The organism is Mucilaginibacter ximonensis, from assembly GCF_042686265.1.
Taxonomy (GTDB): Bacteria; Bacteroidota; Bacteroidia; order Sphingobacteriales; family Sphingobacteriaceae; genus Mucilaginibacter; species Mucilaginibacter ximonensis.
On sequence record NZ_JBHUPD010000003.1, the window covers coordinates 1 to 23,692 of the forward strand.

Genomic DNA, 23,692 nt, shown 5'->3' on the forward strand with positions numbered 1-23,692 from the left:
CCAGAGCCGATGGTACTGCGGTAAAACGTGGGAGAGTAGGTCGGTGCCAAACTTTATCAAACGCCCGTCTTCATTAGAAGATGGGCGTTTTGCGTTTGTAAACTTTTAATTGCTCTTATCTTTATAGATATTTATATACTTTGTAAAGTATTGCTCATGAAATTATACTACTACCTGGGTTTGGTTTGTCTTTTTGCTTTTTCGTCGTGCTCAAATAGGACCGATAAGCAAAAAAATAATACTTCCGCCCAATCCCCGGGCGCCAAACCCCGCATCGATACAGGCATCATGGTAAAAGACACTTTTTTTATCAGCCGCACTACAGATACTACAGGACAGGTTGTGCACGCAATTTATATCGATCCTAATAGAAACTCGCCCGCTTACGATCAGATTTTCCCCTGGAGCAATGGCGACAGCGCCAATCTCAAAAATTATCTTACCCAACTGAAAAAAGGGAAACATAAGCTAATTCATGCCGCTGTTGGCCACTTCCCGGTTGAGTGGCGACCTGTTTATCGCTACCGGGGTAAATATTATGTGTATAACCCGGATGATGCCGCAGGTAATAATACGATGTACGTTACAGATTCTTTGATAATGCCTTATTATTTCGGAGATGGTTATACGCCTGTCGCAATACAAACTTTCAAGCGTAATAATAGTAAGTGGGTTACTATAAAAACTACACATTACCCTGATATGGAGGGTGTAGCTTTTGGCGATGTAGATGTATATACTATTGATGAAAAAACCGGACTATCGGTTTGGGTTATAAATAATGAGGGCGAACTAATGGTGCCTCGGTCAGGTGCAAACAACTATCCGCTAATTGTTAATTATTCAACCTTACAAAAATATCCTGAATTGGATTTTGATAATATAGACGCAAAGACGCTTGTTAATAAATAGCCTAACGCAACAAAAAGCCCTTCGAGGTTATCGAAGGGCTTTTGCTTTATAAATAATTCTATTATTGATATTGTATATAAATTGGGTTAGGCTTTTTCTTTAACACCTCCTGTGGTGTCAGCATATGGTGAGGCGCCTTTTTGATATCGTTTTTATAAAATAATTTAAAGCCGGTAAATTGCACTGGCTCATTTTTGATGAAATAGCGCCAGGTTCCTTCTTTTAAGTCTGGTTCGCCCCAACCGTCCATATCCATTACCAGTTGAATTTCAGGATGTAATTTGATGTTCTGATAATTGGTCAACATCTTTTTAGTAAAGCGGTGAACAATTAAAATTTTAGGAGGCAGATTATATTTTCTTACTAAACCTGCCAGGTAATTTGAAACATAGTTTACGTCTGCAGCGTCATAGGTGCCTATTTTTTTGCCCGGTAAACTACCGTCTTTCATTGAGAACTCAGGATCCATTCCAAAATGCACCTGAGGCATGATCAGGTATTTTTCTAATAAAGGTAACTCAGTATGAATATTGCTTAGAGCAACCTGCACATCCAGGAAAACTATAGCGTGAGCTTTTTTGGCCAATACTAATACGCTATCTATTTGCTTAAAAGGCATCCGGTTACGGTATTTTCCATCTTTACCGGCGTTGCCGCTGGCAACTACCGCTATATAATGCAAAGCAGGCTGTACCGGAGTTTTTGGATCGGCGCGCTCCCAATTTTTAACCTCGCCTTTTAATTTGGCGAGCATTTCGTTAGGCGGCAGCTCGCCTAAAATCCCCATCTTTTTAGCGTACAGGTTACCGTAAAAGGCTACCACACGTTTAAATGGTAAAATAGCACCAGGCAACGGGTAAGGTGCGTTTTTTACAGGCCATTTTCCGGTAGTATCGCCGTTTGCCAGGCGTTTCATTAATGAATCATATAGTTTTTTATCTAGCGGCGGGTAAACTACTTTTTTAGTGGTGTCGCCGGGCGCGGCCTCAGCATTTTCACCGGCGGTGTTTGCTGTAGCTGCAGTTTGCCTGGTGTCTTTAGCATTAGTTTTGTTTTGCGTGCAGTTAGAAAACAATCCTAACGATAGCACTAAAAGTGTAGATAAAAATATATTTTTCATTTATAATTTGTTTGCTTGTGTGTGAATTGTGTGGCTTCGGCTCGAGGATTATACCTGTCACAAAATAACGCGATTTAATTTAGTCGATAGGTTAAATTTATCCACAAATTGCCTATTTGTGTTTATAAAACTTACCAAACACACCCAGGGGCAATTTAATGCCCGATGTTGCTTGCAGGTACAGTTCGCCAATCTCCAGGTTTTGGACCTTTGGGAATGCATTTTTGATAAGGTTTTCGACGATTACTGCCGAAAAACCAAGCGAATAAGTATTGAGGATTAAAAAATGTTCTTCAGGATCCAGTAATTGAACTACATCCTTAATCATTTCATTAATATTATCTTCAAGTTTCCATTTTTCGCCGCTGGGGCCATGCCCGTAAGCCGGCGGATCAAGGATAATACCATTGTATTTTTTGCCGCGTTTTAATTCGCGCTTTACAAATTTTAAGGCATCCTCAACAACCCAGCGAATATTTTGCAGACCTGATAATTCCTGATTCTCATTTCCCCAGGTTACCACCTGGCGAATGGAGTCGACGTGTGTAGTATCCGCGCCGGCACCTTTGGCAATTAATGAAGCGCCGCCAGTGTACGCAAACAGGTTGAGCACTTTGGGGTGGGGCGTTGTAAATTTTTTAACGTTTTGCGATATGTAATCCCAGTTAACAGCCTGCTCGGGGAAAATACCGACATGTTTAAACGAAGTTAACGCTAACCTGAATTTAATGGCTGCCTCGGGGTTTTTGTATTCGATGTGCCAGCGATCGGGTGTAGATGGGTTTTTCTTGATCCACTCGCCTGATGTGGCTGTGCGGCCCTTAAAACGGATGTGATGCAGACGCTGCCATTCTGATTGCGGTAACACTTTATTCCAGACAGCCTGTGGCTCGGGCCTGATCAATATTAAATTTCCAAAGCGCTCCAGCTTTTCAAAATCGCCGCAGTCTATCAATTCGTAATCTTTCCAGTGGGTGGGAGTAAGCAGTTGGATCATTGCCGTTTAACGAGTATTTATCAAAGAATATTGATCGGCAAATATAGGCATTTGAGGCTACTTATCGGCCTGTAGCCAGCCCTATTTTGAAAACCAATGCGGCACCTGTCAACTTGTAGTAACAAGTTTGTTAGAATAAGCAGAAAATTTTTTCACAAAACCAATGATCTGTATTTTTAATCACCCAAAACAGATCGGTGTGAAAAAGCTACTAAAAACTACTTATAAGCTGCTTTTACCAGCTTTATTATTGACTATAACAGCAAGTGCACAAAAGTTGCCAAAGATACAGGCTGCCAGCGTACTCGCTCCGGCAGTTGTTAAAGTTGACGGTAAAACCACCGAGTGGAATAATCGCTTTCAAGCTTTTAACCGTACTACTGAGGTTTACTATACGTTGGCTAACAGCGCCACCAAATTGTATCTTATCGTACAATCAAACGAAAAGAGAATTATTCGTAAGATTATCGCTAATGGTGTTACATTAACCATCAATACAGGTTCGGTAGACCAGAAAGACGGTCTGGCAGTAACGTTTCCGGCGTATACAAAAACGGAGCGTCCGCCGAGTTATAATTTAGGCAATCCATACCTTGAGGTAAAGGATACGGTTCAGAACAATAAAATGGCCGATTCAACCCTAGCTGTTTTTAATGCCGACCTTTCATCACGCCTGAAAATTATTGGCGTTGTGGGCGACCCCAATGCTGCTCCGGATAGCACTCTTTCTATTTTTAATACTGATGGATATAAAGCCGCCGGCAATTTTACGCACGCAGACAAAGCATTTGTTTTTACTTATGAGTTGGCCATTCCACTAAGCGCAATAAAATTTGCTGCCGATAAACCCGGCGCTTTTAAATATACCTTACAGGTTAATGGCATTCAGGGCGAGGTACAGATTGATGGTAATAACCAAATGTCTTACCTGGCCGGCGACGGTAGCCGTGTTTATGTTGGTTACGCCGGGCCCAATAATCTGGGCTTTGCCAATCCCACGAATTTCTCGGGCGAATATACGCTGGCCAAGTAGCCGCAAAGAGGGCTAATGGGCTTTATGCAATATTTATTTTGCTGATAAGATTGTTTTATTATTACATTTAGTAAAACCAATTATATTCCTGATGCCAAGCGTATTTAACTGCAAGTTTTTCTGTGCCGTACTACCGGCCTTGTTTTTGGCGGCTTTTGCAAACGGCCAAAAATTGCCAAACATTCAAAAAACCGCATTACGTGCTCCAGCCAATATTAAAGTAGATGGTAAAGTTAATGAGTGGCCCGCCGGGCTTCAGGCTTATAACCATGCTATTCAGGCATCTTACACCATAGCTAACGACGATAATAAACTGTACCTGATAGTTAGCTCAAATCGCAAAGAGATCATCAACAAAATGATCAACGGCGGCGTGTCGCTGGTGGTAAATAAGGTAAGAAAATCAATGGTTGGTGGGGTTTCGGTTATGTATCCTGTTTTCGCGCCCGATAATTCGCCGGTAATAAATTTGAATGTTTTGTATGACACCAAAGCCGATGCACCAAATGCCAACCGGAAAATTGATTCGTTGATTAAAGTGAATAATGCATTGCTGAATGATAAAGCCAAATTTATTAGGCTAAGTGGTGTACAGGGCGATATTGATACGCTTATATCAGTTTATAATAAAGACGGTGTTAAAGCTTACAGCGCCTTTGATGGCAATAGGAATTATACACTCGAGATTTCTGTCGACCTTAAAGTATTGGGACTTTCTATCAATAATAAAACCCCGTTTAACTACGCCATACGGTTCAATGAATTGAAACTGGATTATGTGCCGGGTGTGGATATTACCCGCAATACTGAAGGCGTAATCACCCAGATGAAAGTTACTGACGTAAAGCTAGCCAACTCTTACATGAGTGTTTTAAATACCACTGATTGTTGGGGGACGTATACATTAGCTAAATAGTATGTCATAACTTATTACGCGCTGCCTGCATAAACTTGCTGGCAAAGACAAAGTCGTTCAGCTCTTTATTGTCAGTCTTGGCTATCTCTTTGTTGCTGCCTTCCCACCATTTTTCGCCATTGTGTAAAAAGATGATGTGATCGCCTATACCCATTACCGAGTTCATATCGTGCGTAACTACCACAGTCGTCATTTTATACTCCTCGGTGATTTCGGCAATCAGGTCGTCAATCAAAATAGATGTTTTAGGGTCGAGGCCTGAGTTAGGTTCGTCTACAAACAAATATTTAGGCTGCATAGATATGGCCCGTGCAATGCCCACGCGTTTTTTCATACCACCCGATAGCTCGGCTGGATAAAGCTTATTCTTGCCCTCAAGGTTAACCCGTTCCAGGCAAAAGTTGGCGCGCTCCAGTTTTTCGGCTTTTGATTTGTCTGTAAATAGGTTTAGCGGAAACATAATATTTTCCTCTACGGTCATGGAGTCAAACAGCGCCGAGTTTTGAAACAGCATGCCAATATGCGTGCGGATAGGCACGCGCTGTTCAAAATTCATTTCTGTAAAGTTCTCACCGGCAAAAAATACCGAGCCTTTAGTGGGTTCATGTAAACCAACTATGCATTTTAACAAAGTTGTTTTACCCGAACCAGAACCGCCTATGATGAGGTTGTTTTTTCCCGGTTCAAATTTGGCCGATATGCCTTTGAGTACCTCGTTTTCGCCAAATGTTTTATAGATATCCGTAATCTCGATCATAACATTATACGGGTTATCACTAAATCGGCAAATAATATCATTACACAGCTATAAACTACGCCGCGGGTTGACGATTGGCCAACCTCAAGGGCGCCTCCCGAAGTATAGAAGCCCTGGTAGGCACAAATGGAAGCAATTATAAACCCAAACACTACAGCTTTAACTAAGGCCACCTGCATTGTTAAACCGTCAAACCCATCGCGAACGCCGGTTATGTAGTCGTCAGGAGTAATGTCGCCAGACAATACGCAGGCCAGATACCCGCCGCCTATGCCCAGAGCTATGGACACAATAACCAACAAAGGTATCATTGTCATGCTGGCAATAATTTTTGGCGATATTAGGTAACCAGGTGCGTTAACACCCATAATTTCCAGGGCATCAATTTGTTCGGTTACACGCATAGTGCCTATCTGCGAGGCAATGCTTGAACCTACACGCCCGGCCAGTACCAGCGCTGATATGGTAGGGCTAAATTCAAGTATAGTTGAGTCGCGCGCAATTTTGCCGGCAATGCTCATAGATACCAGTGGACTGCTTAGCTGGAAAGCAACCTGAATGGTGGTAGCCGCACCGATAAAAATGGATATGATTGCAATAATGCCTAAAGAGCCAATGCCGATAGAGACCATTTCGCGCATAACCTCGTTCCAGTAAACCCTGAAATTTTCGGGCCGCCTGAAACTTAAACGCAATAAGAGGATGTACTTGCCTAAACTGTAAAACATGCAATCATATGTAAATTGGGTTAAAAATACATTTACTTTTTGTAACCCACCGTGTTTTAAATGTAGTAATTTAACGCTAAAGGTGGTTAATTGTTTAAGCCATGGCGGAATGTCATTCCGTTGCTTCCTCTGCCTCCTGAATTATAGTAGTACGAACCATTATCGATTTCTAACGTAAAATTAATTGGTACTGTATACTGAACCCGCACCGGTTTACCATTGGCGTAACCCGGTGTCCAGGCAGGGGAAATAGATAAAACTCTAATTCCTTCGTCCGCCATCGTTTTACTTGGGGCTCTAATCGCCTTAATATTTGAAAGCGAACCATCTGTTTCAACCATAAACGTCAGGAACACCTTACCCGAAACCCCGTTCTCTCTATCAGCCGCCGGAAAGTGAACATTGTTGACCAAAAATTGTCCAAATTTTTCAAGGCCGCCCGGGAACTGCGGCATCACGTCAGGTTTTTGCATGGCGGTGTCACTCAATAAAAAGGCGATGGGTAAGGTATATATTACTCGTACAGGCTTACCGTCTAAGGTACCAGGCTGCCAATTTGGAAATAGTCTTGGGACTCTTTCAGCTTCAGCTTTCATGGTAACGCTTGCACCTGTTAAGGCATGTACATTAGAGACATGGCCATCTTTTTCAATGATAAATTGAACATAAACTTTTCCCGAGCGTTTATTTTCCCTGTCTTCAACTGGGTAGCGTTGATTATTAAACAGGAAGTTTTTGATTCCTGCAACACCCGACATAAACTCAGGCGCCCTATCAACTTTACTTACCGATATTGCAGAATCTGTTTTATTATAAGCAGCATCCAGAGCAGCAAAATCGGGTACGCTATCATCAAAATATATATCTATGTTAGGCGACGCTTTTTCCCGATTATTGATTAGAAAGTTAAATTTAATTGTTAAATTGGTGGCTGAACGCACTGGCTTGCCTTCTATCGAGAGGCCTGCACTCCATGGCGTAGATAACTCCAATACTCTAACTACTTCATTTTCCATTGCTTTACTTACAGTACTATTAACTTTAATATGAGTTATTGCACCGTCTTTTTCAACAATCATAACTATATTGACGTCGCCTGTAGTCTTCTTCTTCAAATCCTCTTTGGGATATCTGAAAGTATTTTGAAAGTAATCGATAAAGTCCTGCTTAGTTTTTTGTATAAAGCCTGAGCTACCGCCGTTAAATGATGGCTTCTCAGTTATAATAGATTCAATAGGCTCGGATTTGTCAAAATGTGAAACTGCTGCTGAATCAATAATTGGCTCCCAATCGCCGGTGACCGTGCCGCCTTTAAGAGATGCCTTTTTAATGGCTGCTGTAAAATCATTAGTATAAATTACCACTTTTCCATTGCCTTTTGTAGCTAAAACGGTTCCAATCGAGTCTCGGCATTCTATGTATCCCCCATCGCTGGGATAGGGAAACTCTTTAATGGTATAGATATTGCCATTTGGGAAAAAACTGATAATTTTCCCTTTGGCTTGCGCTGTATTAATATCAATAGTCATTGATATATGACCATTCGGGAAATATTCGGTGGTATGTGTCTCTTCCTCACCCTTTTTGTTTTTGGTAATTGCGATTTTTTTATAGAGGCTACCGCTCTCAAAAAAATAACTGCTTTCGCCAACTACTAAACCATTGTGATAAGTAGCAACTCGTTGCTTGTTGCCGTTAGGATAATAAGTAGTTGCAGGACCTTCAAAATTGTTACTAAATAATTGTGAAGTTAAAAAGGCCGATAATTTTAATTGACTATTTTTATAGTATTCTATCACTGGATACAGGCCTCCGTCTTTTTCGCTTTTAGGTAAAATTAACAAAGAGTGATCTGCAGTTTCTTTATTGGTCTCAATATTAGCAGCGTCAAAATAATACTTCAACGTGTCAGATTTAACCGTAGTTTGGGCATGAACATTCTGGAGCATCAATACCCACAGTAATAAGAGTGATAAGGTTTTATACATAAACTAAAAATACCTTGAAATATAGCAGCAATTTTTGAAATAGCCAAGCTGCTACCCTGCTCAATTACATTTTCACCGACTATTCAGCCCCGTTCCCCGATTTGTGTGCCGGGGATTTTAAAATTGTATCTACTTTTAGATTATGAAACCATCAGGCATGATAGCTTCATCACCAATAAAATAAAAGTAATACAGATGAAAAATGCTTTAATAACCGGATCAACCAAAGGCATGGGCCGCGCAATAGCAATAGCTTTTGCTAAAGAGGGCATCAACCTGGCTGTAAATGCACGTAATACGGACGATTTGGCAGCTTTCAAAACCGAGCTGCTTGACATCAACCCCAACATCAAAGTGTTTACCGCCGTTGCTGATGGGAGTGATCGCCAGCAGCTTTTGCAATTTGCCGAAGGTGCCCGCCGCGAACTGGGCGCTATCAACATCATCGTTAACAACCTGGGCATGTATAAGTATTCAAATATATTGGATGATGAGCAGGGCTTGTTCGAGAAGATGGTAAACACCAACCTGATGCCGGCTTATGAGCTTTACCGTTTGTTTGGTAAAGACATGGCAGCAGCGGGCGAGGGGCACATTTTCAGCATATGCTCGGTAGCTTCACTAAACCCTGTTGTTGAGGCCGGTATTTATAGCGTAACCAAGGCAGCCTTGTTAAGCCTGAGCAATACCATGCGGCTGGAAATGCAAGAGCACGGTGTGAAAGTAACCGCAGTAATTCCCGGCTCAACACTAACCGACTCATGGAAAGGCCAGGATGTTGATAAAGACCTTATGGTTTTGCCTGAAGACGTAGCATCGGCCATTTTAACTATTTATAAAATGAGCAAAGGCGCCAACGTCGACCAAATTATTATCAAACCCGCAAAGGGACAACTCTAAACTAATTAAAACTTAAAGAACATGGAAAAGAAATTAGAACGCGACGAACAGCATAAAATGATTGCTGGTGTGTGCGCAGGTTTAGCCAATTATTTTGATGTAGATATTACCATAGTACGTGGCATATTTGTGATATCAATGATATTGCACGGCGTAGGGGTGCTGCCTTACATCATTCTTTGGATCATTATGCCGAAAAAAATCACTTACCGTTTTGATACCGGTTTTAAACCGGGTGTTGATTATACCATGCCGCCACAAAATGGCCCTGTAGATTACAGCATACCTAACAACCCGTTTGGCCACGCAGCCGGCAGCCCCTATGTGCAGCCTAAAAAGAAATCGGGCGCTGGCCTGGTGGTGGGTATGGCCCTGGTAGCATTTGGTGCCTTCTTCCTGCTGGAGAACTTTGATTTACTGCCCGACTGGGACTTTGGTAAGCTGTGGCCGGTAGTATTGGTAGCTTTGGGCGTATTAATGATATTTTCGCCTAAAAAAGAGAAACCATGGGAGCAGACAGACTGGGCAACTGCTCACGAACCAGCAACCGAAACAAAAACTGAAGACAAACCAGAGGATAAAACACCCGATACTCCTCCAACTATATAATCAACCCAAAAGCTTAAAAGATCATGAAAAACGATAAAATAATCCCCGGCACTGTCCTGGTACTGATTGGAGCGACAATACTATTGCATAACTATGATGTTATACACTTTCATTTAGGTAACTTTTTTCACCTGTGGCCTATATTCTTTGTGGTGGGCGGTATTAACCTGATATTTGCCAATAACCGTTCAGGCTGGGCAACTGCTTTAAAACTGGCGGTAATATTTATAGGTTTCGGGCTTATCATATTCGGCAATTTTGGTCGTCGTAGCGAGTTCTTTCCTACTTATACCTGGTATGACGATGGCGATGACAGCAGCAGCCATGGCCACATTACCAAAGTATCAGGTAACAGCGAATTTAATACACCCTATGTAGCCAACGCAAAAGTTGCTACGTTAAATATCAGCGGTGGTGGTACCGTGTATACTTTAAACGATACGACCAGCGAGTTATTCACGGCATCAACCAAAGAATTTAGAGGCCGATATGAGTTTAGCCATACCAATACCGACTCTGCATATACCTTAAATTTTAAAATGCGTGGTAACCGTAACTTTAAGTTTGATTTTAACGATGATGACGACAAAGGAAAAGATAAGGACAGCATCCACACAAACTCTGCTGTATTTAAACTGAACGCCAACCCGGAGTGGAACATCAATGTAAAAACCGGCGCTACCGAACTGGATTTCGATCTGTCGAAATTTAAGGTTCGCTCGGTTAATCTGGCTGGTGGTGCGGCAGAATTTAACTTGAAAATGGGTCAACCATTGGTTGCTACTAACATTATTGTTGAAACCGGTATGTCAGACGTTACCATTAGCGTACCTGCTACCGCAGCTTGCCAAATCAAAAGCAGCACAGGCTTATCATCAACCAACTTTGATGGCTTTAATAAAATGGCCGATGGTACTTACGAAACCCCTGGCTTCAGCAACGCTAAAAACAAAATGTTTATTAAAATGAGCGGCGGCATGGCCGACTTTAAGGTTAAGCGATATTAATTGCTTAACCTTAATTGGTGTTTATAACGTAAGTTTTTGCCCAGCTATCGTACCAGGCCTGGCGGTGTTCGCTGAAAAGAATACTTAAAAACGGTATCCAGATGGTGATGGAAAGCGCTACGCCCAGGTTACGCAATAAGGCGCTTTGAATGGATAAACGCTGCCCGTCAATATCAACTACAATCAGTCGTAAAACCTTTTTGCCAAGGCTTCCTTTTAAAGGCGTCAACTCACATATGGTATTGTATATCATAAACGAAGCCAGCATAATTAATGAAAGCTGTAACATGGCTGGTGGTAAAGGGTCGCCCAATTTATAGCCGGGAGGTAACACTATCAGGCCAGAATTTGTTAAAATGTTCGACACCAGCATATACCAGCCTATATAATCTATTAAAAAAGCGCCCAATCTTTTGCCAAAACTTGCCAAGTTATCCTCAGTAGGGAAATAAATTCCTTTACGTTCAAAGTATTCATTAAATTCAGGCAGCTCTGAGGCATACTGCTGCTTATTATTTGCAGTTATAATTTCCGTATGGATATCAATATCCAGCTGCGTAATTTCTTTAAACGTATACGGACCCTTTTTCTCGCCGTTATCTAACAGATAATATTCTTCGTTCATTGTAACACAAAGGTACCTTTTTTGAAGGTAAATTCATTCTTAACCTAACTAAATTCATTAAGGCGGCCCAGGTCCCAATGTTAAATAATAGTGTAATTATTCCAAGCGCGGGAATGCACGCATCGTTCGGACAAATTCCCTGCTAACCATTTTGCCATTATCAGGTCTGTAAAGTATTAATGTAGTATCAATACCTTTAATTTTATAGGCAATCTCAAGATTCTTAGCTGTTAAAATTGAGTTAGGATATTTGCCCGAATGTAAGATGAAATTAATGCCGGTGCCATCGCCATTACTTAAGCCGACGTCTATAGGTACAATATCTGAGAAAATACGATCAGTTTCTATGTCAAGTGTTATGATACGTGGGTTTGAAGTATCGCGTTTTACCGGCGTGTTGGTTTTTGCGGCCCGCTCTAATTCGGTTTGGATTTTTTCGAATTCGATTTTATCGTCCCACACCCCCTGTATTATCTGCTTTATTTTTACTTCAGGACTTTCGGGCTGTTTGCATGATAAAAATGCAGAGATTGCCAATAGCGTTATTATTTTGCTTCTCATTTGTGTGACGGTTAAGGGACTAAATATCGCTTATTAAATAATTTAATCCTCTATAATATCGTTAAATTTGCACTGATATAATCTAGTACATGAGCTCTTCTACAATCTTATTGCCCGGCCGTTATTGTAACTCATTAACCGAATATTCGCGTTTTGTTACGCGAGAGGTAATGATTGGCGATCTGGCGATGGGTGGCAATAACCCTATCCGCATACAAAGCATGACCACGACTGATACCATGGACACCATGGGTACGGTTGAACAGTCTATCCGCATGATTGAAGCAGGCTGCGAATTGGTGCGCATTACAGCGCCAAGCATTAAAGAGGCTCAAAACCTGGCTGAAATTAAAAAGCAATTACGCAACCGCGGTTATCACACCCCGCTGGTTGCCGACATACATTTTACCCCCAACGCAGCCGAGGTAGCTGCGCGCATTGTTGAAAAGGTACGCGTTAACCCCGGCAACTACGCCGACAAGAAGAAATTTGACCAGATAGATTATACCGATGCCGAGTATCAGGCCGAACTGGAGCGCATCTACAATAAGTTTGCACCGCTGGTAAAGGTTTGTAAAGAGTATGGTACCGCTATGCGTATCGGCACAAATCATGGCTCGCTAAGCGATAGGATTATGAGCCGTTATGGCGACACCCCGCAGGGGATGGTCGAGTCGGCTATGGAGTTTATGCGCATGTGCGAGACGCTAAACTATCAAAACCTGGTGATCTCGATGAAATCGAGCAACCCGCAGGTGATGGTGCAGGCTTACCGCTTATTGGTTGAAACGATGGTGGCCGAAGGTATGAACTACCCGCTGCACCTGGGCGTAACCGAGGCCGGCGATGGCGAGGACGGTCGCATCAAATCGGCCGTGGGTATTGGCACCCTGCTTGAAGACGGTTTAGGCGATACTGTTCGCGTGTCGTTGACCGAAGAGCCCGAAGCTGAAGCGCCCGTAGCTATAGCACTGGTTGAACGGTACGCTGCGCGAGCTAAGAGCCAGGAGTCAAGAAACAAGAATCAGGAATTAGCGCAAGGAACTCCCTCTCCTTTGGAGCGGGCCGGGGAGAGGTCTCACAATCCCTACGAATACAAAAAACGCGAAACCTACGAAGCCAACGCTTTTATAGGCGGGCATATGGTACCGCGTGTTGTGGTCGACCTGTCGCGCGCTAACCTCAAAGATGCAGCCGTTTTGACTGATGCCGGTTATATCTACTCGCCAATTTTGGATAAGTATAACATGGCCGAGCAGTCGGTCGATTTTGTTTATTTTGGCGATGAACTGCCATCGTTTAACCTGCCATCTAACTTAAAACAGCTATATAATTACCCGGCCTGGAAAAAACTGACCGATAAAACGCTTTGCCATCCGGTATTTACTTTACAGGAGTTTATTGAGGCCGATGATCAGTCGTCTGCCTTAAACCTGGTAAGATTAAAGCCTGCGGATATTGATTCGGATGCGTTCGGTTCATTGCCGTTAAGCAATTCGCTGATTTTTGTTTTAGAGACCGATGCCTTGCATGGTATGGCCGATCAGCGTTCGTTCTTCTTTAAAATGGAAGAACTGGGGCTGGATATTCCGGTGATAGTTAAAAGAACCTATAATTTCGACACTCAAGACGCTGAACTCAAGGCTCAGAACTTACAGTTATACGCAGGTACGGATCTGGGCGCTCTGCTGGTGGACGGTTTTGGCGATGGCATCTGGATTGACGCACCACAGGTAGAAACTAAAGTCATCACTTCCACGGCCTTTGGCATTTTGCAAGCTACCCGTTCGCGTATTTCAAAAACCGAATATATATCTTGCCCAAGCTGCGGCCGTACGCTGTTTGATTTGATGGTGACCACCCAGATGATCCGTAGCCGCACCAGTCATTTAAAAGGATTAAAGATCGGCATTATGGGCTGCATTGTAAACGGCCCGGGCGAAATGGCCGACGCCGACTATGGATACGTAGGCTCGGGCACCGACAAGATCACCCTTTACCGCGGCAAAGAAGCCGTGAAGAAAAACATCAGCGCCGCTAATGCGCTTGACGAGTTGATTGATATTATACGTGAAGATGGGAATTGGGTTGAACCTGTGGAGGCATAATTAATTTAATTAGCGATATAGTAAGGGTGTCACCCTGAGCCCGTCGAAGGGCGAGCGTTGGTCGGTCAAACTTTTGGGCCTTTGCGCAATATACTTCGACAAGCTCAGTATGACACCTTTTTTTGATTAGGCATAATCCTTATTTCGTCATTGCGAGGCACGAAGCAATCTCTGCAAATGCTATTCTAGTCGCTTTGTTACTTGTCGCTTGGTGTCGCTCAGTTGCCGCTAAGGCTGTTACTTTACCTTAAATGCAAAGTAACCAAACATCAAGCCAATCCAATCGCTTCAGCCGCACGGGCCATACACCCGGCCCGGTGGATTGGCAGGCCTTTACCCGCTTTTTTGATTTCCTTCAATTTTAGCACTATTCTCAATGTGTTCACCAGTGTCAGCTGTACAGCTTCGGGCGAAAGCAGGTAAAACGATGCTGGGCAAGTGCGGTGGAGGGCTGTCGGGAATGTTGCCTGAAGCACAAGCCTAAGTGCGACAAATTGCGGCAACAGGCCCCCTGCCCAGGTTTTACCTGCTTTGCAGGGCAAAGGCCAAGAGCGCAAAGAAGCATCACAGTTGACTTGATTATTCACAGGTTGTTAATTTTTAGTGTGAATGAGATCGCTACGCTAAGTATTTGGTTCTTTTCATCAAGGGAAAGAACAAAGCCTACCCGCGGCGATTGAGCGGGACGATCCTTACAACTAGGAATACACATGAGCATAAGTTAACACGCAATACCATAGTTTATCCCTATCTTTAACCCATGCCTAACATCGTATACATAGCAACCAGCATCGACGGTTACATAGCCGGCAAAAATGGAGACATCAAATGGCTCACAGAATATCCTAACCCTGATCAAAGCGATTACGGTTTCTTTGATTTTATGAAGGGTATCGACGCTCTTATTATGGGCCGTCACACTTTTGAGACCGTTAACGGCTTTGATATGTGGATGTATAACAAGCCTGTATTTGTCATCAGTAATACGCTTACTGAGCTAACCGGTAAATGGGCAAACAAAGCACAATTGGTAAAAGGCGACTTGAAAGAAGTAGTAGCCGGGCTAAATGCAAAAGGCATCAATAATATCTATGTTGATGGGGGCGCAACTATTCAAAGTTTTATGGCGCTGGATATGATTGATAAGTTGATCATCACCATTATTCCTATTGTTTTGGGCGGAGGCGTCCCCTTGTTCGGCAATAGTGCCCAACTCAATTTTAAACATGAATCAACAGATGTTTATACCGGCGGACTGGTGAAAAATACCTTCGCCCGCGACCGCGGTGTTTAACACACCGGCGCAAAATCAGCAAATAGCTTGCCGGCCTCAGGTAAGCGGTTTAGCGGAGTATAGGTAGATACTTCGGCATACTCGCGCCACATTTGCTGCACCTTTGGGTTTTTGTGCGCATTTTTCATGGCTTGTTCTGATTTCCACTCAAAGACTTCAACTATCGCACCGTCCTTGGTTTCTAATATAAATGATTCTTTGTCTGTGACCAGTCCTGCTTCACGTAGGCAGGACGCATGTTTCTTTATCAGCGCTCGTAGCGCTTCTTCGTTGCCGGGGTTTGGCTTGTAGGCAACTATCGCGACTCGTCCCATATTCTGTTCGTTACTTTTTTACAAAATACGCAATTTAAAGCTAAATAGCTGTTAACTTTTTAATAAATTTACTGTTTTGTTGCAATTATTGCTGTATAATGACGCTTTTTATAATATAGATTATATTTTACATACATTTTGATCGGCTTAGCTTAAATATGCTTTCCACCAGTTACTGTTATGCGGGCCGCTAACCTCGGTAGGCATGCCCGGTTCAGGTACAAAAAGCTGAATATTTTTTTTGCCGGCATAGCCGAGCAACTTTTCAATTGGTTCAAACCAGGCATGCAGCGCCAGGTTAAAGGTACCCCAGTGAATAGGCATCATTATCCGGGCATTCAGATCAAGGAAAGCATCTGAGGCTTTATCCGGCCCCATATGTATATCGGGCCAGTATTGGCCATAAGCGCCAATTTCCAGCGTCGCCAGATCAAACGGCCCGAAGGTCTCGCCAATGTCCCTGAATCCGGGAAAATAGCCGGAATCGGCACCATGAAAAATATTGTGGTTCTTTCCCTTTATCACAAACGATGACCATAAAGTTTCATTACGCCCGATAATCCCGCGCCCTGAAAAGTGCCTGGCTGGTGTGGCAGTGATTACCAGGTCATGATCAATCATTACGCTGTCGCCCCAGTCTAGTTCGGTGATGAAGTTTTTAACTATACCCCACTTTTGCAGGTATTGCCCAACACCGAGCGAACAATAAAACGGGATGGTAGTACCTTTAAAGAATTCGATTGTAGCCTTATCGAGATGATCGTAATGGTCGTGAGATATAATAATGGCGTCCAAAGGCGGCAAATCGCTCAACCTTACCGGTGGATTAAAAAAACGTTTAGGCCCGAATAATTGAGTCATGGAAACTCGCTGGCTCCAAACCGGGTCGGTTAAAATGGTGCGGCCGTCAATCTCGATCAATAAACTCGAATGCCCTATCCAGGTAATGCGCAAGCCGGTTTTAGGTGGTGTTTGATAAATGGAGACGTCCGTTTTAAACGGTCCCAGCGTTTTCTTGGGTACCACCTCGGCTTTATTGGTGGCGTATGCCCTGATCATCGGTATAATATCACCTGGCTTAACTTCGCCGGTAGGTATGGTGTTCTGATATTTACGGCCTATTTTTTTGGATGGTGATATGCCCATGCTTAGTTGGTAGAGTGTGGTTAAATAATGCAAGCGACGTTAGTTACCAGCCATTCAGATTATTTGTTTAAAAATTCAATAGCCTGATCGCAAAAATCAAGCAGATGCTGAGGCAATACGTCCTTAGCATATGGATGTGTGCCGCCAAAAGTATGATCGCCCCCTTTTATAACAGAAAAAGCAGCCTGTGGTTGTGCCTGATGTAATTCTTTTGCATGTGCAAGTGTTACGCTCTTGTCATGATCGCCAAACACCATTAACCAGGGTTGGGCCACTTGCGCAGCTTTTGCTAAAATGTCCAGGCGGCCCGGGTTGCGCGCCAAATCATCCAGCAAAGTGGATTTTAAGGGCATTTGCTGATTGGTGCGGCTGTTATGCACGTACATTATGCCTTGTAAGCGCCATTGCTGCTCTGCATCTTTAGGCCATAAGTTATTAAAGCCCGAGACGGATGCCATGGTAACCAGTTTAAGTACCCGCTTATCCTCGCTGGCTTTAATAATGCTGATAGCCCCGCCCATGCTGTGGCCAATCAGGAAAACGCCATGAGCTCGTGGAAAGCCTGTACCATTGCAGGCAAAATCAATCACGGTATTCAGGTCGTCCAGCTCAATGCTGAAAGTATTATCTGCAAAAGCTATCAGGTCAGTAAAATCAAGCGGATTAGCCGGCGTTGTACCGTTATGGCTAAAGTTAAATTTCAGGTATCTGAAACCATTTTGGGCAAAATACCGGGCGACAAGATCATGCGTTCCCCAGTCTTTGAATCCCTTAAAACCATGTACAAAAATTATGAGCGGCGCTGTTTTATGGCGACTGTCATAAGTCAGATCCATCAGCATGGCGCGGTCTTTGCTGCCGGGTAGGGTAAAGGTTTCTTGTTTAATCATTGTTTATAGTCAATATTAATACAATAGCTAGTATTGACCAAATAATAGATAGTTTTTAGCCCGGCTTGTTACAATTAATCTTTCGCACTCCACCAAACCCACCAAATTAGCGTAGGTTGTAAAGCCAGCCGCGCCCAGGCAACCCAGGGGCTAACCGTAAACGTACCGAGTTTAAAAGGTGCATTAATAATCATTTGAATATGTACGGGTAAAAAAGCAATGAGCATTAGACTTATGGCCAGCGCGGCAAACCGACGGGTAGCCTTGAAGATGAGCAGCAGCCCAAACAATATTTCAAGAATCCCTGACAAATAATTGACAAAAACGGGGAAGGGAATATAGTACGGAATTATACCGATGTAAGCACCCGAATGCAGAAAATGATTGCTGCCGGCAGCTAAATAGCAAAAAATGATGACAATCATATTTAATCTTTTTGCCATTTTTATATTTTTGGCGGCTAATTTGCCGGTTTGGTTACACTTTTAGTATCAAATCAATCAATTAATTGAAAATAGAGTGGTTATTTATAGACATTCTAAATAGCACTGTATGACAAAGTCTTGACAGATGATCTGCTTCAAGATATTATTTTTGTTGGGTCAAATTTAAAAATGCTTTGAAGTATTTAAAGGTAATAGCTTTTACGCACAAACAGATCGAGCTGAAAGAACTGGGGAAGTTGGTAATCTGTGAGGAGAACTTAACTGAGAAGCTGCATCAGGTTAAAGCCGAATTTGGCATTACTGAGTTATTTTACGTGGCAACCTGCAACCGGGTTGAGTTTGTAATGATCACCCCTCAGGTGGTCGACAAGGCATTTGCCACTAAATTTATTCAGAAACTGGAAATTGGTCTTTGTTCGCACCACAGCGGTTTATTTGTGGACGCTGCTTCAATTTATGAAGATCGTGAAGCTTTGAATCACCTGTTGCGAATGTCGTGCTCGCTTGAAAGTTTGGTGGTAGGAGAGAAAGAGATCCTGGCCCAACTGCGAAAAGCTTATGACACCTGCCGCGAAGCCGGCCTTACCGGCGACGGATTGCGAATGTTTATGAACTGTGTCGTCAAAACCGCAAAAGAAGTTTACACACACACCAACATCTCCAAAAATCCAATCTCGGTAGTATCGCTGGCCTACCGTAAGCTTAATGACCTTAGGCTTTGCTCAAATGCCCGCATCCTCATCATAGGCGCCGGCGAAACCAACCAAAACATTTCCAAATATCTTCAAAAACATAAATTCAGCAATTTTGCTGTGTTTAACCGTACGCTGTCAAAAGCTCAAAAATTAGCTGCCGATCTGGGTGGCGATGCTTATACGCTTGACGCTTTAAAAACCTACGATAAAGGCTTTGATGTCATCATCACCTGTACATCAGCAACTGAGCCTATTATTACCCCTCAGGTGTATGCCGGCTTGCTAAAGGGCTGTACTAACAAAAAAACCATAGTTGATCTGGCTATTCCTAACGATACCGCTCCTGAAGTTTTAGAACAGTTTCCGGTAAATTTTATCGAAGTGTGCTCATTAAACGAAGTTGCTAAGCGTAACCTGCAGGAGCGCTACCAGGAGCTAACCCATGCCGAGGCTATTATTGACGAAAACATCGCTGAGTTTTGCATCCAGTTAAAACAACGTAAAGTTGAATTAGCTATGCGCGAAGTTCCTGAAAAGATCAAAGAAATACGCAACGCCGCCCTAAACACCGTATTTGCCGATGAGGTATTGAATATGGATGCCCAGGCCCGCGAAACTTTAGAAAAGGTGATTGCCTACATGGAGAAAAAATATATCAGCGTGCCTATGGTTATGGCTAAAGATATATTGATCAATAATAACTAATTCAACAACTAATTCCACTTTAGATAGAATAAAAGGATTATATAAAAAAGCGCTCAGATACTATCTGAGCGCTTTTTTTATTTGGATGTAGTAAATTCGTTTAGCGGGTTTATTTCTTACTAAACGAGTAAACCACATAAGCCGTTCTATCCCCTAAAGCAACGGGCGATTTTAAGGTCATTGAACTGCCGTCAACCTGGGTTACATATAGTTTATAACCCTCGGCTATATGTCTGGTAGCTTCGCCTTTAAATGTTTTTTTGAACTGAAATATCGGGTTGCTTTTGTCCTGATCGTCGTAACTCCAAAATATGCTTTGCGATGTGCCGTCGGCCAAAGTATACATACCATTGCCGCTATTGGTTAACTGCCATGTACTGCCTATAAAAGCAGCCGGCGGCGCCTGGTCAAACACATTTTGTACAGCGCCAGGTACCAAACCCTCGTAGCTTACGTTGGTTAAAGTCCAGGTGCCGTTAATGTGCCCGTGTGCGGCGCCTACCAAACTTTTAGTAGTAGAGCAGGCCTGTAAAAGCAATGTAACTGCTAAAACGCTAAACGTAAATTTTAATAACTTTTTCATGATTGTTGTAAGTGTTTATCACAACAATGATAACATAAATCTTGCCAAGAATGTTTACAATTACAGGCAGAACATAAACAGCCCGGTACCCAGTTCAAACCGCCGGGCTTCTGCTGTTCAGTGGGCTGCAAACTCACCCACCCGGTAACTACCTCCCGGCACCCTGAAAGCAATGTTAATGCGGTTATAAGTGTTGATGGTAGTTATAGCTAATGTCAGGTCAACCAGCTCTTCATCAGTAAATTGCTGGCGCACCTGCTCATAAACTTCGTCAGGTACATCGTTATTATTTAGTTTGGTAATGGCTTCTGCCCAGGCAAGCGCAGCACGCTCGCGGTCGGTATACATCGGACCTTCGCGCCAGGCCGCCAGCATATACAGGCGTTGTTCTGTTTCGCCTTCGGCACGCAGGTCTTTTGAATGCATATCAAGGCAATACGCACAGCCATTTATTTGCGACACGCGGAAATACAGCAAATGCAACAGCTTCTGCTCAATTGGCGATTTTGCCAAATATGCCCCTAGTCCAAAAAGCGCCTTCATCGCGCCAGCTCCTTTTGCGAAAAAATTTATTCTAGCTTCCATGTTATTGATGTTTTTTTGAAGCAATGACGATTGGAGAGGGGGTGAATTGGACAAGGGTGACTAAATATTTTCAAATTATAATTACGTCATCGCAGATACTACGTAGTCGCTGCACGGATTTAGCTGTATTCCTAGATATGAAGATCGTCCCGCTCAGTTGATTTGTGCGCAACCGAACGTAAAGTGTACGCTTTTGTTACAGCTGATTATTGATAAATAATGTCTTAATAATCTGATTTTCAATAATTTGATAAACTGGCATAAAAATGCATATTTCCCTCAAGGATCCCTATCTTCAATCATTATGTTCAAAAACCACATCAAAATAGCCTGGCGAAGCTTAAGCAAAAACAAGTTTGCAGCTTTGATTAATATCGGTGGCTTGTCTATCGGTATGGCGGTAGCCATGCTGATAAGTTTATGGGTTTATGACGAGTTTACTTTTGATCACTATCACAAAAACTATAAAAACATAGTGATGCTGATGCAGAACGAAACCAGCAATGGGCGCGTCAATACAGAGCGTTCTATGCCTATCCCACTTGGGTATCAGTTAAGACGAGAATATCAACATGATTTTAAAACCGTGGTATTGCTGCATCCCGGCCAAAATATTCTTTCGGCAGGCGATAAAAAGCTGAATCCGCTCGGTACCTATATACAGCCCGAGGGCCCTGAAATGTTGACATTGAAAATGCTGAAAGGATCGCGGAATACATTGAAAGATCCGTCGGCTATATTGCTTTCAGCTTCAACGGCAAAGGCTTTGTTTGGCGATGCCGATCCTATCAACCGCCCCCTAAAAATCGACAATAGATGGAACGTGAAGGTAACCGGGATTTATGAAGATCTGCCCAAAAACACCACGCTGCAAGAGGTAGGCAGCTTTATGGCTTCGTGGGATCTGTATATGACTACCCAGCCGTATCTAAAGGATGCTGCCACCACCTGGGGTAATAACTCGTGGCCTATATTGGCCGAGCTACAACCCGGCGCTGACATTAACGCAGTAACGGCCCGCATCAAAGACTTGAAGTTAAAAGGACTTGCACTTAATCATGACGATGTCGGGCTTTCGTTCAAAGCGCAGCTCTTTTTACAACGTATGGCCGACTGGCACCTTTATGATAAATTTGAGAACGGTAAAAACGTAGGTGGCGAAATTCAATTTGTACGCATGTTTATCGTTATCGGCATATTTGTACTGCTGCTTGCTTGCATCAATTTCATGAACCTGAGCACGGCCCGCAGCGAGAAACGCGCTAAAGAGGTAGGCATTCGCAAAACTATAGGCTCCATGCGCGGCCAGCTCATCGCCCAGTTTTTTGCAGAGTCGATGTTGTTGGCTTTAATGGCTTTCTTGTTTGCGCTAATCATCGTTCAAATATCATTACCCTGGTTCAACCAGGTTTGCGGGCGCCAATTGGGTATTCCCTTCAGTAATTCCTTGTTCTGGCTGGCCGGCCTGCTCTTTACCTTCTTAACCGGCATTATTGCCGGTAGTTATCCAGCGCTGTATTTATCGTCCTTCAATCCGGTGAAAGTATTAAAGGGTACGTTCAAGGCTGGTCCGCTGGCGGCCATTCCGCGTAAGGCGCTCGTAGTGGTACAGTTTGCGGTTTCGGTAGCCTTAATCATCGGTACGGTAGTGGTGTATATGGAGGTCAATTATTCAAAAGATCGGCCGGTGGGGTATAACCAGCAGGGTTTGCTGCAGGTGTTTTTTATAGATGGTATAACTAAACATTTTGACGCCTTTAAACATGACCTGCTGAATACCGGTGCAGCAACTGCGGTTAGCCAGGCTAATAGTCCGCTTACAGAGATCTGGAACAACTACAGCGACTTAACCTGGGCAGGAAAGGACCCGAAATTGCAAAGTAATTTTGGTATCATAGCCGTAAGTCGGGATTATGGTAGAACGTTGAATTGGAAGATAACTAAGGGGCGCGATTTTTCGCCCGAGTTTGGTTCTGATTCTTCGTCAATAGTTGTCAATGAGTCAGCTGTCAGGTTTATGAACATGAAGAACCCGCTGGGCAAAATTGTGCACTGGGACCGCGATTATACCATCATAGGCGTAGTTAAAGATGTGGTGATGACATCGCCGTTTGAACCTGTTAAGCCAATTATGTACGGCTTTTTAAAAGGGTATGGCGATGCGCTGCAAATACGGGTTAACCCCAATATGAGCATGGCCGCGGCTTTGCCCAAAATTCAGAAGATTTACAATGCATACGACCCTGAGAGTCCGTTCGACTACCATTTTGTGGACGCCGAGTATGCCAAAAAATTCGCTACCGAAGAGCGGGTAGGTAAACTCGCTGGTGTATTTACTTGCCTGGCTATCCTCATCAGTTGCCTTGGGCTATTCGGTATGGCCTCATTTGTAGCCGAGCAGCGCAAAAAAGAAACAGGTGTGCGTAAAGTTCTGGGTGCCTCAGTCATAGGTTTGTGGCGATTACTGTCTACCGAATTTGTGGTGCTGGTAACGATATCACTGCTCATAGCGATGCCTGTCGCCAATTATTTTATGAAGCAGTGGCTGATGCATTATGAATATCGAGTGTCGCTGTCGTGGTGGGTGTTTGCATTGACAGGTGTAGGCGCAGTGCTGATCACGCTTTTAACAGTAAGCTGGCAAACAATCAGGGCATCGCTGGCTAATCCGGTAAATAGTTTGAAATCGGAGTAGGAGAGGCTCACAGATGTGCGGATATGCAAATGTGCAGATGTTTTGTTGATTGTCATCCTGAGCATCGCGAAGAATCTT

The 23,692-nt window shown here is 43.3% G+C and carries 24 protein-coding genes; 10 read left to right on the plus strand and 14 right to left on the minus strand.

Annotated features, from left to right (window positions below; genetic code table 11):
• Positions 1 to 156: 156 nt before the first annotated feature.
• Positions 157 to 912, plus strand: a complete 756-nt coding sequence (locus ACFS5N_RS13815) for a hypothetical protein (protein WP_377186573.1) — start codon at positions 157 to 159, stop codon at positions 910 to 912.
• 61 nt (positions 913 to 973) lie between these two features.
• Here ACFS5N_RS13815 and ACFS5N_RS13820 read toward each other — a convergent pair whose 3' ends face one another.
• Both ACFS5N_RS13820 and ACFS5N_RS13825 read right to left on the minus strand, forming a co-directional pair.
• A complete protein-coding gene (locus tag ACFS5N_RS13820; protein WP_377186576.1) occupies positions 974 to 2,032 on the minus strand; it encodes a hypothetical protein in 1,059 nt (352 codons plus the stop codon).
• A 112-nt stretch (positions 2,033 to 2,144) separates the two neighbouring features.
• Entirely contained in the window at positions 2,145 to 3,029 is an 885-nt protein-coding gene (locus ACFS5N_RS13825; protein ID WP_377186579.1) for a class I SAM-dependent methyltransferase, read from the minus strand.
• 199 nt (positions 3,030 to 3,228) lie between these two features.
• Here ACFS5N_RS13825 and ACFS5N_RS13830 point away from each other — a divergent pair, with 199 nt between their 5' ends.
• Positions 3,229 to 4,062: a hypothetical protein gene (locus ACFS5N_RS13830; RefSeq protein WP_377186582.1), complete on the plus strand. Its 834-nt coding sequence runs from the start codon at positions 3,229 to 3,231 to the stop codon at positions 4,060 to 4,062.
• Between the two features lie 91 nt (positions 4,063 to 4,153).
• On the plus strand, positions 4,154 to 4,978 hold the full coding sequence (locus ACFS5N_RS13835; RefSeq protein WP_377186585.1) for a hypothetical protein: 825 nt from the start codon (positions 4,154 to 4,156) through the stop codon (positions 4,976 to 4,978).
• A 4-nt stretch (positions 4,979 to 4,982) separates the two neighbouring features.
• Here the strand turns inward: ACFS5N_RS13835 and ACFS5N_RS13840 are convergent, their stop codons facing one another.
• From ACFS5N_RS13840 to ACFS5N_RS13850, 3 genes are all read right to left on the minus strand, one after another.
• Positions 4,983 to 5,735: an ABC transporter ATP-binding protein gene (locus ACFS5N_RS13840; RefSeq protein WP_377186588.1), complete on the minus strand. Its 753-nt coding sequence runs from the start codon at positions 5,733 to 5,735 to the stop codon at positions 4,983 to 4,985.
• The gene (locus ACFS5N_RS13845) at positions 5,732 to 6,463 is read right to left on the minus strand and encodes an MlaE family ABC transporter permease (RefSeq protein ID WP_377186591.1); all 732 of its coding nucleotides are present in this window, start codon (positions 6,461 to 6,463) and stop codon (positions 5,732 to 5,734) included. The genes ACFS5N_RS13840 and ACFS5N_RS13845 overlap by 4 nt, the downstream gene beginning before the upstream one ends.
• An 86-nt stretch (positions 6,464 to 6,549) precedes the next feature.
• Positions 6,550 to 8,451 carry an energy transducer TonB gene (locus ACFS5N_RS13850; RefSeq protein WP_377186594.1) on the minus strand — a complete coding sequence of 634 codons (1,902 nt, stop codon included), beginning with the start codon at positions 8,449 to 8,451 and terminating at the stop codon, positions 6,550 to 6,552.
• A gap of 123 nt (positions 8,452 to 8,574) precedes the next feature.
• On the opposite strand from ACFS5N_RS13850, the gene ACFS5N_RS13855 reads away from it, so the two are divergent.
• From ACFS5N_RS13855 to ACFS5N_RS13865, 3 genes are read left to right on the plus strand one after another with little or no spacing between them, the layout of a single operon-like run.
• Positions 8,575 to 9,351: an SDR family NAD(P)-dependent oxidoreductase gene (locus ACFS5N_RS13855; RefSeq protein WP_377186597.1), complete on the plus strand. Its 777-nt coding sequence runs from the start codon at positions 8,575 to 8,577 to the stop codon at positions 9,349 to 9,351.
• 21 nt (positions 9,352 to 9,372) lie between these two features.
• Positions 9,373 to 9,960 carry a PspC domain-containing protein gene (locus ACFS5N_RS13860; protein ID WP_377186599.1) on the plus strand — a complete coding sequence of 196 codons (588 nt, stop codon included), beginning with the start codon at positions 9,373 to 9,375 and terminating at the stop codon, positions 9,958 to 9,960.
• A 23-nt stretch (positions 9,961 to 9,983) separates the two neighbouring features.
• Positions 9,984 to 10,967 carry a LiaI-LiaF-like domain-containing protein gene (locus tag ACFS5N_RS13865; protein ID WP_377186602.1) on the plus strand — a complete coding sequence of 328 codons (984 nt, stop codon included), beginning with the start codon at positions 9,984 to 9,986 and terminating at the stop codon, positions 10,965 to 10,967.
• Positions 10,968 to 10,977: 10 nt separating this feature from the next.
• Here the strand turns inward: ACFS5N_RS13865 and ACFS5N_RS13870 are convergent, their stop codons facing one another.
• Together ACFS5N_RS13870 and ACFS5N_RS13875 are read right to left on the minus strand one after the other, a co-directional pair.
• Positions 10,978 to 11,592, minus strand: coding sequence for an RDD family protein (locus tag ACFS5N_RS13870; protein ID WP_377186605.1), 615 nt, complete (start codon positions 11,590 to 11,592; stop codon positions 10,978 to 10,980).
• Between the two features lie 96 nt (positions 11,593 to 11,688).
• The gene (locus tag ACFS5N_RS13875) at positions 11,689 to 12,153 is read right to left on the minus strand and encodes a hypothetical protein (RefSeq protein ID WP_377186607.1); all 465 of its coding nucleotides are present in this window, start codon (positions 12,151 to 12,153) and stop codon (positions 11,689 to 11,691) included.
• Positions 12,154 to 12,242: 89 nt separating this feature from the next.
• Between ACFS5N_RS13875 and ispG the strand changes: the two genes are divergently transcribed.
• The gene (gene ispG / locus ACFS5N_RS13880) at positions 12,243 to 14,261 is read left to right on the plus strand and encodes a (E)-4-hydroxy-3-methylbut-2-enyl-diphosphate synthase (protein WP_377186610.1); all 2,019 of its coding nucleotides are present in this window, start codon (positions 12,243 to 12,245) and stop codon (positions 14,259 to 14,261) included.
• Positions 14,262 to 14,530: 269 nt separating this feature from the next.
• On the opposite strand, the gene ACFS5N_RS13885 is transcribed toward ispG, so the two are convergent.
• Positions 14,531 to 14,848, minus strand: coding sequence for a hypothetical protein (locus ACFS5N_RS13885; RefSeq protein WP_377186613.1), 318 nt, complete (start codon positions 14,846 to 14,848; stop codon positions 14,531 to 14,533).
• Positions 14,849 to 15,021: 173 nt separating this feature from the next.
• Between ACFS5N_RS13885 and ACFS5N_RS13890 the strand changes: the two genes are divergently transcribed.
• Positions 15,022 to 15,555: a dihydrofolate reductase family protein gene (locus ACFS5N_RS13890; RefSeq protein ID WP_377186616.1), complete on the plus strand. Its 534-nt coding sequence runs from the start codon at positions 15,022 to 15,024 to the stop codon at positions 15,553 to 15,555.
• Here the strand turns inward: ACFS5N_RS13890 and ACFS5N_RS13895 are convergent.
• The 4 genes from ACFS5N_RS13895 to ACFS5N_RS13910 all read right to left on the minus strand — a co-directional run bounded on the left by ACFS5N_RS13895 (position 15,552) and on the right by ACFS5N_RS13910 (position 18,348).
• The gene (locus ACFS5N_RS13895) at positions 15,552 to 15,869 is read right to left on the minus strand and encodes a hypothetical protein (RefSeq protein ID WP_377186619.1); all 318 of its coding nucleotides are present in this window, start codon (positions 15,867 to 15,869) and stop codon (positions 15,552 to 15,554) included. The two genes, ACFS5N_RS13890 and ACFS5N_RS13895, sit on opposite strands and share 4 nt — an antisense overlap.
• Positions 15,870 to 16,016: 147 nt before the next feature.
• On the minus strand, positions 16,017 to 17,015 hold the full coding sequence (locus ACFS5N_RS13900) for an MBL fold metallo-hydrolase (RefSeq protein ID WP_377186621.1): 999 nt from the start codon (positions 17,013 to 17,015) through the stop codon (positions 16,017 to 16,019).
• Between the two features lie 59 nt (positions 17,016 to 17,074).
• Positions 17,075 to 17,905 (minus strand): alpha/beta hydrolase family protein, encoded by an 831-nt coding sequence (locus tag ACFS5N_RS13905; RefSeq protein WP_377186624.1) that lies wholly within the window; start codon positions 17,903 to 17,905, stop codon positions 17,075 to 17,077.
• A gap of 74 nt (positions 17,906 to 17,979) precedes the next feature.
• Positions 17,980 to 18,348, minus strand: a complete 369-nt coding sequence (locus ACFS5N_RS13910) for a DoxX family protein (RefSeq protein ID WP_377186627.1) — start codon at positions 18,346 to 18,348, stop codon at positions 17,980 to 17,982.
• 176 nt (positions 18,349 to 18,524) lie between these two features.
• Between ACFS5N_RS13910 and hemA the strand changes: the two genes are divergently transcribed.
• Positions 18,525 to 19,751, plus strand: coding sequence for a glutamyl-tRNA reductase (gene hemA / locus ACFS5N_RS13915; RefSeq protein WP_377186630.1), 1,227 nt, complete (start codon positions 18,525 to 18,527; stop codon positions 19,749 to 19,751).
• Positions 19,752 to 19,860: 109 nt separating this feature from the next.
• Here hemA and ACFS5N_RS13920 read toward each other — a convergent pair whose 3' ends face one another.
• Positions 19,861 to 20,334 carry a hypothetical protein gene (locus ACFS5N_RS13920; RefSeq protein ID WP_377186633.1) on the minus strand — a complete coding sequence of 158 codons (474 nt, stop codon included), beginning with the start codon at positions 20,332 to 20,334 and terminating at the stop codon, positions 19,861 to 19,863.
• Positions 20,335 to 20,451: 117 nt separating this feature from the next.
• Positions 20,452 to 20,919, minus strand: coding sequence for a carboxymuconolactone decarboxylase family protein (locus ACFS5N_RS13925; protein WP_377186636.1), 468 nt, complete (start codon positions 20,917 to 20,919; stop codon positions 20,452 to 20,454).
• Between the two features lie 304 nt (positions 20,920 to 21,223).
• On the opposite strand from ACFS5N_RS13925, the gene ACFS5N_RS13930 reads away from it, so the two are divergent.
• On the plus strand, positions 21,224 to 23,614 hold the full coding sequence (locus tag ACFS5N_RS13930; RefSeq protein ID WP_377186639.1) for an ABC transporter permease: 2,391 nt from the start codon (positions 21,224 to 21,226) through the stop codon (positions 23,612 to 23,614).
• Positions 23,615 to 23,692: the final 78 nt, after the last annotated feature.